The 12,579-nt window shown below is 39.4% G+C and carries 9 protein-coding genes and 1 pseudogene; all 10 read right to left on the bottom strand.

All coding sequences use genetic code 11. The annotated features are described in order from the left end of the window. Positions 1–197: pseudogene (locus tag L950_RS20955) on the bottom strand (gfo/Idh/MocA family oxidoreductase); the annotation flags it as partial. Positions 198–217: 20 nt separating this feature from the next. Next, positions 218–1,045: a TIM barrel protein gene (locus L950_RS20950; RefSeq protein WP_197086608.1), complete on the bottom strand. Its 828-nt coding sequence runs from the start codon at positions 1,043–1,045 to the stop codon at positions 218–220. After that, entirely contained in the window at positions 1,018–1,254 is a 237-nt protein-coding gene (locus L950_RS30940) for a hypothetical protein (protein ID WP_197086607.1), read from the bottom strand. The genes L950_RS20950 and L950_RS30940 overlap by 28 nt, the downstream gene beginning before the upstream one ends. A gap of 24 nt (positions 1,255–1,278) precedes the next feature. Continuing rightward, a complete protein-coding gene (locus tag L950_RS20945) occupies positions 1,279–2,490 on the bottom strand; it encodes a hypothetical protein (protein WP_021188191.1) in 1,212 nt (403 codons plus the stop codon). Positions 2,491–2,544: 54 nt separating this feature from the next. Next, on the bottom strand, positions 2,545–3,576 hold the full coding sequence (locus L950_RS20940) for an aldose 1-epimerase family protein (RefSeq protein ID WP_021188190.1): 1,032 nt from the start codon (positions 3,574–3,576) through the stop codon (positions 2,545–2,547). A 2-nt stretch (positions 3,577–3,578) separates the two neighbouring features. Next, the gene (locus tag L950_RS30935; RefSeq protein ID WP_316930721.1) at positions 3,579–3,974 is read right to left on the bottom strand and encodes a hypothetical protein; all 396 of its coding nucleotides are present in this window, start codon (positions 3,972–3,974) and stop codon (positions 3,579–3,581) included. A gap of 76 nt (positions 3,975–4,050) precedes the next feature. Then, the gene (locus L950_RS20935; RefSeq protein ID WP_197086605.1) at positions 4,051–6,258 is read right to left on the bottom strand and encodes a heme-binding protein; all 2,208 of its coding nucleotides are present in this window, start codon (positions 6,256–6,258) and stop codon (positions 4,051–4,053) included. A 36-nt stretch (positions 6,259–6,294) separates the two neighbouring features. Further along, entirely contained in the window at positions 6,295–7,782 is a 1,488-nt protein-coding gene (locus L950_RS20930; RefSeq protein WP_021188189.1) for a RagB/SusD family nutrient uptake outer membrane protein, read from the bottom strand. A gap of 10 nt (positions 7,783–7,792) precedes the next feature. Further along, positions 7,793–11,080, bottom strand: coding sequence for a SusC/RagA family TonB-linked outer membrane protein (locus L950_RS20925; protein ID WP_021188188.1), 3,288 nt, complete (start codon positions 11,078–11,080; stop codon positions 7,793–7,795). Between the two features lie 551 nt (positions 11,081–11,631). Next, positions 11,632–11,967, bottom strand: coding sequence for an immunoglobulin-like domain-containing protein (locus L950_RS20920; RefSeq protein WP_021188187.1), 336 nt, complete (start codon positions 11,965–11,967; stop codon positions 11,632–11,634). Positions 11,968–12,579 lie beyond the last annotated feature (612 nt).

Here is a 12,579-nt window from a genome sequence, read left to right as displayed (position 1 = left end):
TCCGTTTCATAAGATTCATAACCCCATTGCTCAGCAAAAGCGATAACCTTATCCTCACTTCTAGAACAAACCGCTTTCAAAATAGGTTTGTATGCTAAATCAGGAAAGAAATCACCAACCCGCTTGTACCCATTGGAATGAGTTCTTCCCATAAATCCACAACCGATCAATCCTATTCTAAGTTCTTTTTTCTTCATAACAATTAGTCTATAACCTTTTACACCGACCATCCATGTGCATTTCGCACTTTAATCATGGTTTCCAGAATTGAATTCCAGGTCTCTTGTTTATGCATCACTTCATTTGGAAACATACAGCCATCCCAACAAATGTGGTCGAAAACTTTGTTTGGGTTACCATTCTCATCGCGCAACCAATATCCAGCATCCTTTACAATATCTAGCTTACCATTCGGATCAGTCGGCAAACAATGTCTTCCCGTTTTATCATGCGAACCCGAGCCAAATACGGTTCCATCATTCTGAGCAACATGAAAATCTATCGTCCATGGACGAAGCTTATCTGTCAAGAATTGAAGACCACGTTCCAGCTCGGCTCTATCTTCCCATTGAAAATCAGTTTTAAGAATCCGGTCCTTAGGTTCATTATACCCCAGTAGATATAAAAAAGTATGAGACATATCTGCCTGAAACCCCATATTATCCCTATCCACCATCTCCAGCGTTTCCAGCATCGTTCTCCAACTTTGCATGCCACCCCAGCAGATTTCCCCTTCCGCAGCAAGTCGTTCTCCATACGTAGCTGCTACGTCACATGCACGTCTAAATGTTTCCGCAATTATTTTGGTATTTTCAAGAGGATTTTTAGCCCATTCAGCTACGCTGGTAGCCGAGTCGATCCGGATCACGTTATTAGTTCGAATACCTAGTTTTCTTAGTTTATAACCAAACTCACTTGCCTTTTGCACAACAGCTACAAAGCGATCCCTATCTGCTTGAGTACCCATCGCAGAACCACCATCAGGTGGCCAGATCGGTGCAATCAAAGTACCGATTTCTAAATCATACCCCCCCACTTTGTCCACAACAAATTGACATTGTCATCTGTAGGATCTAATTTTACATGTGCATTGAAAAGACCTAGATCAATGCCATCAAACTTGACACCATCAACATTAGCATGAGCTGTTTTTTCTAAAAGCTCATCCAAAGAAATAATAGGTTCATGATCGCCCTTGCCTACAATACCTGGCCAGGTCGCATTGTGCAATTTTGGAAAATTGTTCTTGCTCATCTGTACGTTTTTTATCTTTAGTAATTAAGACTCCATTATCAAATCCGGATTATCAGGTCCAAAATGTTTCAACATGACGATCGGATCTGTTTTCGAATCATTTTTAATGATGACACCTTTCATCGCAGCCGATTCTGAAACAAAATATTCGTCGTAGGTCAACTGCCCATAACGGATCAGAGCCGGTGTTTCCAAAGTCCAATCATTCAACTTACCGTGCCCCTGCATCATAATTAATCCATAAGCCGCATTATCGGTGATCGTAACAGTTTGACCAGGAAAAACAGTCAATTCTTTTGCACTAAAAGCTGTCGATTTATAGCATATCCATTTCTCACTGTAGCCAGCATGTTCCATTTCAGCTTGAGATTTCACCGGTTTAGGATACATAAATCGGTTCTGCATCATATTGGGATCCACATTCAGATCCCAATCAATAATATCCATTAATGCATTATAATCACCATGTTTATCATCAGGCACTCCCTTCCACAACAATTCTTCTGGAATGATCGCTTCATTGACCAAGGACTGATACATCGCAAAAACATCGGAAGCTTTTTGCGGTTCATAGGTACACATACTACCTGGAGCATGTAATAATCCAGGAGGAACATCCCAGCCTGTTCCCGGTTCTAAACGGTAGGCCTGTGAATAATTCGTTATCTTATTATCCCCTTTACTAAAATTTTCTAAGCATTCTTTGATCTGTGCTTTTGAAGTTCCAGGAGCTATACCCATAAAAGTATAAGGAAAGTCGCCACCATGATTATTCAGCTGTGGAGGAAAATAGTAAGCTTCCGGCTTTCCCGCTTGCTCAATCAAAGCCGCTTTTTCATCATTATGGTGAATATGATGTGGCAATGGTCCCATGTTATCAAAAAATTTGGAATACATTGGCCAGCTTTGATAATCAGACCAGATGCGATTTCCAATCAATCTTTCTTTGAGATGGGAAACGCAATCCGATAACAAAAGTTGTTTAATCTCACCTTCATGTTCATATACCACGAAACTAAGACCTTCAAATTCGCCCGTCAAAGGACCATTTTTCGCAGGAGTAGTAGAAGACAACCACCGCTCATCGATACCACCACGTTCACCACCCAGCACATAATAATCGTCTGGATGAAGTTTTATCCTTCTTCCGGGTACACAAAATGATCTAGGCACCCAGTTTGGCGCCAATCTAAATATCCCTTTACCTTGTTCAAAAGCTTTTTCTATATTTTCCATTCCTTCGTATTTATGTTTATAATCTACATTTTATCCTTAAAAACCTGAATTCCTTCAAGTGTATCTAATATTCCCAAAGAAGTTGATATACTTTTTTTCCTCAGGTTTAAGAAAAATCAGTTCTTTACGTTCACGCATCACCTTTTGCCCCAACGGTGGATTTGTACCGGGCTCTAATCCTGTCACATATTCTCCCGGACCCCAGTGTTGCCAATTGGTCAACCAAGGAAGTTGTTCCTTTTTAAAAGTTAGCGCAACCGCAAAATCCAATTTTTCATTAAATAGACCACAAGAGCTATTTCCGCTCTGATCGCTTTCCGGAGCTATAAATACAGCTTCTTCTCCTGCCCCCCGATGATCTTCACGAGGTTCTTGACAGGTTTTAAAATCAAGACCTGCTTTAAATATTTTATTAGACTCACCAGATTCCCGAGGTTCCCATTTTCCATTCCACATTAATTCAGTACCAGCATCCACAAGAGGCCAACCAAAGTTAAAGTGATAAAGCAGCATATGTGGCACATCCATATTACCAACATTTTGGACCACATCTTCAATATATATTGTAGGATCCCCTAAGTAACATCGAATCGTACGTGTCAACTCAATATAATGTCCAAGAGGATGTCCCTGTAATATCTTTCCAGAGATCGACATTTCAAGATCTCCACTTAACAAATCGGGTTGTTTTATATAAATTATTTCCGCTGGGATATTACTAATTTGATCATGCAACCCTCTACTTCCAAAAGCATCCACTTCAGGACCACCAACATGTGTAAGTCCACAAGTAACCAACAATCCTCCTCCAAAAGTGCTTAACCAATCTGCACCTTTATCTGACAAAGGCTGTGGTCTTGCTACCCCAAGCCTACTAATCCAGCTCAAGTTAAATTGGTTGAAATAAGCATCCGCAATATCCATGGCTCGATCTATAACAACTTTAAAACGCAATCCTGTACCTGTATTTATCCAGGCAATACGGGTACCACGTCCCCGTCCATTATCCAAAACCGAAGTCTCGATACCACCGACCTGTGCCACATGCGACACTTTTTCCAACCAATCTTTCTTTGAAAAATCCACTTTTATTTATTTTTCTTTTTATAAACGTCATTATTCTCATTCCCACCCGACATGAGGTAGGCCATTAAATCACGCAGTTCCTCTGGATTCAAGACATTTAATGTTCCAGGAGGCATAATTGAAACTTCGGAAACTTTGATATCCTGAACATCTTTTTTTGCAATTTCCTTAGTTAACTGCGGTGCATAAGGATTTTGTGAAATAATATAAGTCTTCTCTCCTTCGCCCATCAGTCGTCCCATTTGCTTAGTGCCATCTTTCAGATGAAAAACTTTAGATTCATATTGATCAGATATCACTTTGCTTGGTTCAATCATCGCTTCCAACATATCCTTAGGAGAGAAACGTGTTCCCAGTTGAGTAAGATCAGGTCCAACCGAACCACCCGAACCTTTCATAGTATGGCAAGAAGCACAGCGCAAGGCTACAAAAAGTTCACCCCCTCGTTTGAAATCACGTATCGCAGTATGACCATTAATATATTTGAGAGCTGTATCGATCTTCCAATCTCTTCCGGGACCTTGGCATTCTGAACTTTTCTGCTAGTCTGTTACCCGATTGATTAACCAATGAATCACCAGAAATCTTACTGTAATAGGCCAATTTGTCCTTATTTACATGACTCAATGCAATTTTTCGGGCTTTATCAATAAATCCGATGTAGCTATTGCCTCCTTTGTAACCAAAACCTTTATAGAACCACTTGAAATATTCATCATGCAATTCTGGGGTCCAACCATTATGTGCAGAACTCAACATCGTTGCTAAAAATATCTGCTGCGCAGGAGGAATATTGGCCAACATGTCGGCGATATCCAGACCATACTGTGGATTTCGCAAAATAAGATTGGAAGAACTCATAAAACTGGTATTGGTCGAATCATCCTTTGCTGAGTATAATAGTGGTACAGTCTTAGGTACGACACTCGAATCACCAATAGCTACCAATACTTTTCCCAGTTCACGATTGACAAGGTTTATCTTCGAAGGATATAAACCCGCTAATCGCTCCGAAAGTAGAATACGTTGCGATTCAACAGGTGTCCCCATTCGAGCTATACTGACCTCATAAACACGCAACAGATTTAAAAGCATCTGTTGCGGAAGCTTCCTGATGTCAATAGTTGCCAGCTTATTAAACATGTCTGCTTGTAATGATTTATCTCCATTTCTTGCCAGAGCCAACATCGCTTCGGTAAGACGGAGTACATTTTTTTCCTGAAAAACAAGATGCTTCCATGTATCCACGGGTTGATGCTCCACTGCAATACGTGCAGCATAACGGATAAAACGATCTGGATCACCAAGGTATTTCCACACTTTCTCAGCTGTGCCTGGTGCAGAAGGTTTATGAAATTGTTCAATCTCGCGACGCAAGGCAATCCCCTTAGGAATTTCATTTTTTGTTTTCTTAGCCTCAATATCAGCATGTCCCTTATAATACACGCGATAAAGATCAGACTCCAACTTTCTCCCCCCTGTCAAAAAGTATAAAGCACCATCAGGCCCAATCTCTCCAGATGTCAATGCAAGTGGAGATCCCGATATAAATTCTTCCGCTTTTGCCTCATAAGTCGCTCCTTTTGGTGTTAACTGAACAGAATAGATAATACCAAAACTCCAGTCAAATGCCAGAAGACTATTTCTATACTTATCAGGAAATTTCGCTTTGCTTGCATAGAGTAGATTCGTTGGCGAGCCCTGTCCGATATTCAGCGTACCAGGTAGGTTATCTGGGTAACTGGGATCCCATTTGGCATTACCAGTCCTCCATCCGTACTCAGCACCACTTGTTACATGACAGATCCGTGTTGGACGATACCAAGGCATTCCAAAATCCCATTCCATATCCGAATCGTAGGTGAACATTTCGCCATCATCATTAAAAGTAATATCAAATGGATTTCGATACCCACCACTAATCATCTCCCAGTGTTTACCCTCAGGATCGGTTTTAGCAATCCAGCCACCCGGTTCTTTACGATCGGTGGCATGACCCTGTGGATCTACGATATGAGGTAACAAATTATCGTGATGCCAGTTTGAAGGTAAACGATAGGCATCCATCTTGGGCAAATCAGTATGATTACCCGCAATTAAATATATAGCAGAATCTGGCCCAAGTACAACACTATGCGGCCCATGCTCACCTTCACCATTTAAGGCCAATAATTGTGTTATCTTATCCAATTTATCATCCTGATTTGTATCCTGTAATCGGTACAAGCCACTACCTTTCGAAAACTGCTCATCAGGATTATGGTTTACGACGACATAAAGACTATTGTGCGCCCACAACAAACCTTGAGCAAATCCAATTCCTACTTTCGTTGAACTGGTATCAGCGGGATTATCTAATGGAAAATCCAACTTTTCAATCTTAGGCTTCATCGTAGTATCCGATCCTATCGGTGGCAGTTCGATACGGAACAATGCTCCATACTGATCCGAGGTAATCATCCGCCCTTTATCATCAAAGGTCATCGCAACCCACGATCCCTGTTTATTATCCGACGGACTGTAGATATGATCTACTGCAAAACCCTCAGGTAAAACAATTTTTTTAGTCTTCGGATTCTCATCCTTAGCACCTTCATCTTTAATCTGTTCATGACATGCCCCTGCCAAAGTGAGCAGGAAAATGGCAAACAACACGAGTTGCATGTTATTAATTTTTCTCATTGTTATTCGTTAAGCTGATATATTGTTTGATTTAAATCATGGATTAATATCCCGTGTTTTGCAAATCCCATTGGTTAGCACTTCACGCTGTGGAATAGGAAATAATAACTTAAAGGGTTGCACATTATAGGAAGCCGAACTTAAACGAGAAAGACGTTTTTTCTCTGCCGCTCCGTGAGCATTTAAGACTTCCTCTGCCTTTCCCGTACGCAACAACTGGTACCATCTATGGCTCTCAAAAGCAACTTCAACACGCTGTTCAGTGGCGATAGCATTTCGCAAGCCTTCCTTAGTCAAACCTGATAAAGGTTCCAGTCCTGCCCGCTTACGTACCAAGTTTAAGTTTAGATAAGGATTTCCGACTCCAGACTCATTTTGCGCCTCTGCCAACATCAATAAGACATACCCATATCGGTATACTGGCCAGTTCTCATTGGACCGTCCATCTTCAATATAAGGTGCATGATAAAATTTCTTGATGAAGGGCATTTTTCCACCAAAAGCGATTGCCTCTTGATAGGACGCATTTGAAGGATCATCGAACAAGGCTATTGATTTATCCTTCCGCAAATCCCCCGCTTCATATAAATTATAGATACTTGGTGTCGGGATATTAGATCCACCAAGATTTCCAGAATACCCCACCAGTTTCAATTTTGCGTTTCTTGGGCCGAACATATAAATAAAATTACTGTTCTCACCTTCAACAGATTGGTCATACTGCACTTCAAATACCGACTCCTCATTATTTTTATTATTCGGATTGAAACAGTTCGCATAATCAGGCAATAAAGCATAGCCCAATTGCGTGACTTCCTGAAAAGCAGAAGCAGCTTCAGCAAATTGCTTTCTTGTTAAGTATACCTCACCCAATAGCGTTAAAGCAGCGCCCTTAGTAATACGTCCGGCATTATTCTTATCATAACTATTTGGTAGATTTGCAACTGCATCCTTAGCATGTTGTATAATTACAGCGTACACTTCTTCAACCGGTGCCTTACCCTTGGTAAAAGCATCCGTTGGATTCGCAACTTCCTTCGTATGTAATGGAATTTCTCCAAATAAGCGTACCAAATGAAAGTAGGTGAAAGCCTGTAAAAACTTCACTTCACCTACATAGCGCTTTTTCAAACCTTCGTCGGCAAAATAAACCTGATCGATTCGGCTAAGGATAACATTAGACTCTTGTATAACACTGTATAATGTTGCCCATACAGTATTGATATAATTATTTGAAGAGGTTATCAAAAATTCATCTATCTCTTCCCGTTGTTGCGCCCCTCTATCGGTTTCATCATATTGATAGTTGGTGTTATCGGCAACCATTTCGGTCATTGCCCAAAAATCACTGGTGTACAAACCTTGTAAGCGGCCATAAACCCCGTTCACAGCACGAAGGACTTGTCCTTCATTTTCATAATAATTATCACCGCTGGAAAATGTATATGGTTTAACATCTAATAGGTGATTACATGAGGAGAGGCTAAGTAGTCCCAAACTCAATAAAATATATTTTATGTTCATAACAGTAGACTTAAAAATTGAAATTTAATCCGAGCGTATAGATTCTTGGAACTGGATAAGCAGAGTAGTCAAGTCCTTGCACCAATGGACTAATATCACCTCTATTTATGTTGGTTCCTTCTGGATTACCATCATAACCCGTGATCAAGAAAGGATTTTGAATATTTCCATAGACTCGAATGTCCTTGATAACTCCCTTTATACTTTTAGGAAATGTATAACCGAAATTGATATTACGGATCCATACATAATCCGTTTTCTCTATAAACAAGGAGTGCGTATCGCGATACATAACACGACCCCTGCCTGTACCATTTGTAGTCGGGACTAATCCACTACCGGGATTCGCTTCCGATCTCCAACGATCCGCAATCTCTTTACGCACATTAAAAACTCCATCAATATTATCCGTGTAAAACCGGGTGGCATGCAACATCTCTTGTCCCATTGATCCGACCATCAGCACACGCAGATCGAAATTTTTAAAAGAAAATGTATTGGTCATGCCCCATGTAAAATCCGGATATGGGTTGCCTATGACGTCAAAATCATCATTCGGTGTGATTTCACCATCACCATTAACATCGCGCATCCGCAGATTTCCTGGAATAGCCCCTGGAAATGAAGCATATTTCTCTAAGTCAGCTTGATTTTGATAAATTCCATCAACCACATAGCCGATGATCATACCAACAGGCTGTCCGATTCGGGTAACATTAGTAAAGTTACCTTCCGAACTTGCCCCAGAGAAAATCGGATCAGTGCTTCTTCCTAAAGCAATCACTTTATTCCTATTGAAGGAAATGTTGAAATCGGTATTCCATTTAAAGTTATCATTGGTAATATTGATGGAACTCACGGAAAATTCAAAACCGGTATTTTCAACATCCCCTCGGTTTTCTGTTACAGAAGAAAAACCAGAGGACTGTGGAATCGGTGTATTTAACAATAAGTCTAAGGTATTACGCTTGTAATAGTTTGCTGCAATTGTCAGACGGTTATTTAAAGTCGCAAAATCTAAACCTATATTTAACTCTTTCATCTTTTCCCAACCTAAGAAACTATTACCTAAGCTGTTCATAATACGACCTGGTGCCAAACTACCACCAAAGACATAATTACCCGTTCCAATACTACTTAATGGCGCATAATTAGAAATATTGAAATTACCACTTCTACCGTATGATGCTCTAAGTTTCAATTCATCAACCCAAGTCGCATCTTTTAAGAATTTTTCTTCTGACAGCCGCCAGCCTAGTGCAACAGACGGAAACGACCCCCATCGATTATCTTTACCAAATCTCGAAGAACCATCCGAACGGAAAGATGCGGTCAGGATGTATCTATCTTTAAAAGTGTAATTTACACGGGCCAAGTAAGAGATTAATGCCCAATCTTCAATGCCCGTACCACCTGTGATCCTAGCCGCTGCATTTAAGGTCTGAATATCATCATCCGGGAATTGCGACCCATTGAACCCTGCTGACTTATCTTTTTGGGACTGAATGGAGTAACCCGCCAGCGCACTTATTGCATGACCATTATCCGAACTGTAATCATAGGTTAATGTATTCTCATTTGCCCAATTGATATATTGACCACGTGTATAGTTTCCACTGGGAATCGACGGTCCTGGAGCATTTTGGTTTGCTAGAGTTGAAGGTCGAAAGTATTCACCACTTTCATCCTGATAATCAACGTTAAAAGTTGTCTTAAATTTTAGTTTAGGAAGAATGCTATACTCCGCATAGGCACTCATCAACATTTTCATTTTGCTACTTTTATCAACACGTTCATTCAAGAACATAACTGGATTAGGATTCCCAAAAGTACCCGGTGAAACGATATATGGATTGTAAGTACCATCTGCATTATAAATGGTAGAAACAGGTGTGGAAATTTCGAAAAATTCATCCCTACCCTGCCCACTAACACCTCCTTTGAGATAAGATAATGTAGGTGCAATATTCATCCCCAATTTTAATTTATTAGAGATATTGGCATCTACATTACCCCGGACGGAAAACCTTTCAAAACCAGTGTTTAACATCACCCCCGATTGATTCAGGTAACCTGCCGAAACAAAAGAGCGTATCTGTTCATTTCCACCACTAAAACTCACATTAAAATCAGACATTGGTGCAATTCGGGTAACTGCATCATACCAATCTACACCAGCTCCTAAAGTCTCAGGATTACGATATTCTTCCGGAATATCATTTAATGTAGGTTCTCTACCTTCCTCATATCGGATTTTATCTTCTATAGCCTCTTTACGAAACTGAGCAAATTCCATAGCATTCATCATATTGGGACGACCTTTTTTTGGTACTTCCTGAATACCTGAACTCGCCGCAACATTGATCTTCAATTTTCCAACTGTACCCTTTTTCGTATTGATCAAGATAACACCATTAGAACCTCTCGATCCATAAATTGCTGTTGCAGATGCATCTTTTAATACAGTCATAGATTCGATATCACTGGGGTTTATTGCCGTCAAAGGATTTGAGCGTTCGCTTGAAGAAGACGGAACCGGAAATCCATCAATAACATATAATGGCGATCCTCCTGTTCCGATAGCACCAATTCCACGTATACGAATCCTGGGACCACCTCCTGGTGTTCCATTTGAGGTACTTACCTGAACACCTGAAATTTGGCCAGTTAAGGCTTGATCAGGACTAGCAATAGCTTGCCCCCGAACATTATTCATCGATACCGATGCGATAGATCCAGTAACATCCTTTTTCTGTTGACTACCATATCCCACCACCACAACTTCATCTATATCTTGTGACATACTGATCAGTGTAATGTGCTGCTCACCTGCTTTTGTAATCACAATTTCTTGGCTAGAATAACCTATATTCCGAAAAGACAAACTTTGGCCTTTCTTTAAAGTTATGACATAGCGCCCGTCCTCAGCAGTAGATGTGGCAACATCTGTACCTTTGACCTGTATAGTAACACCCGGGATAGGAAGTCCCTTTGCATCACGTACGATACCGCTAACAGTGATTTGCTCTTGGATATTGCTACGGGTAATTCTAGCTGAATTATTATTAAAAAGCATTCCATGATTTTCCTCCAAATCAAAGACAGGAGCCGAATACCCCACCACTGAAGCTTGAATATGAGATAGTTGAATATAAAATATTCCAGACAATAATAATGATGCTTTCAAAAGACTAGAACGTCCTAGTAGCGGATTTGAAAATTTTTCAGTCTGTGTTCTACATAAATTTTGGACTGTAAAATTCTCAGTTATTTTTTTGTTAAATTGATCATATTGCATAACTTTGCAAGGTTTGATGGTTTTAAGATTAAGAGTTTAGACGCTCTCTATTAATTTAAAATAAGGCCTTAAATGCATACCGATGGTGCTAGAACACTATCGGTTTTTTATTCAAGCTCGTTCTTAGTACGATTCTTCTCCCATACCTAAACCTCCTTTTTTATTAAAGTTTTTCATTCTATATTCTATTAAAGATATTAGGACCCAGGATAAAAGGCACCTATAAGTTGTTTATAATCAAAAGTATAAGGGTTGCTTTTTTTAGCTACCTCAAATATAAAAATCCGATATAGCTTAAGCATCCTGCACTATCCTGACTGACAATAAAAAATTAAAAGCAATTTGTTAAAAAGGGCTAATCAACGAAAGTAGAAGCATGTTTTTATAGAGAATCACCCATTTTCATTTCACAACAGGTAGATTGATGACATACTAAATATGGTTCTTTTAATGTCACAAATAGCCACATAAGATTTCTGTAGGGCTACATTAATCTTTTTGATGGATTCCATATTGTTACTTTAAGCTTATGTGGAGAAAAGATGGATAATCTATCGAATAGTTACTTGAGCAGTCTTTGACCCTTGTGAAGGTGCAACATAGGTAATATCCTCAAAAACCAGGTTTTTAACAAAGGGAACTACTTGCCACTTATCTCCAGCAAGTCTTTCGAAACTATAGAAGCTATCAATAATAAGTTCACTATCTAGAGGATTATCTACTATATATTTCAACATTTTATTCGCGTCATCTAGCTTAAATACATTGGAAGATCCCAATAGTTTTATTTCGCGCGATCTACCATTTGATTCCATACTATTACTTGTTAAAACTTCCTGTTTCAGGGAGTCACCTTTGTTTGCTCCTCCGGGATTTTGACAAGCCATAAATCCAAGGTAACGACATACATCAAATATTGCACGTTAATCACAACAGTCCAGTTTTATTTTTAAAATCAATTTCTTGATATACTAAAAGTATTTAAAATAGTAGACGCTTTGGTATAGTAACTTGTCGAACCACTTGCTGCTATATAACCGGTCCAACACTATCAACTTCTGTGCTTATTTTTGTTACACAAACGTAGGTTCCTCTCTTTAATTTTTAGGTGCAGCAAACGAAGATCAGATGATTACCAAATTATACTTTTTAACATTACTTGTTCAGTGTTTGTTCAGTGCTTACTCAGTGATTACTCAGTGTACACTGTATCAATATTGACTGATTACTGTCTAAAAATTGATTAAAAATTGCTATTAGCTAAAATTTGGTATTAGGATGTTCCCGTTTTAATGTTTATCTTGATTATCTATAAACTAATCAGGTAATTATGGCAATCATCAAAAATGGCGTTAAGGGGACTGTTTCCGGGAAAGCAGGTTCTGTTGTGTTTGTCTTAAAGAAAACAGGAAATTATTTGCGTTCTCTTTGTCGCGTTAAAAAATGAGCACCTACACCTGAGTAACTAATGAGTAGAACACGCTTCAAAATTGTGAGGT

The organism is Sphingobacterium sp. IITKGP-BTPF85 (assembly GCF_001006065.1).
GTDB lineage: Bacteria > Bacteroidota > Bacteroidia > Sphingobacteriales > Sphingobacteriaceae > Sphingobacterium > Sphingobacterium anhuiense.
This window is presented reverse-complemented; position numbering and strand designations above follow the sequence as displayed.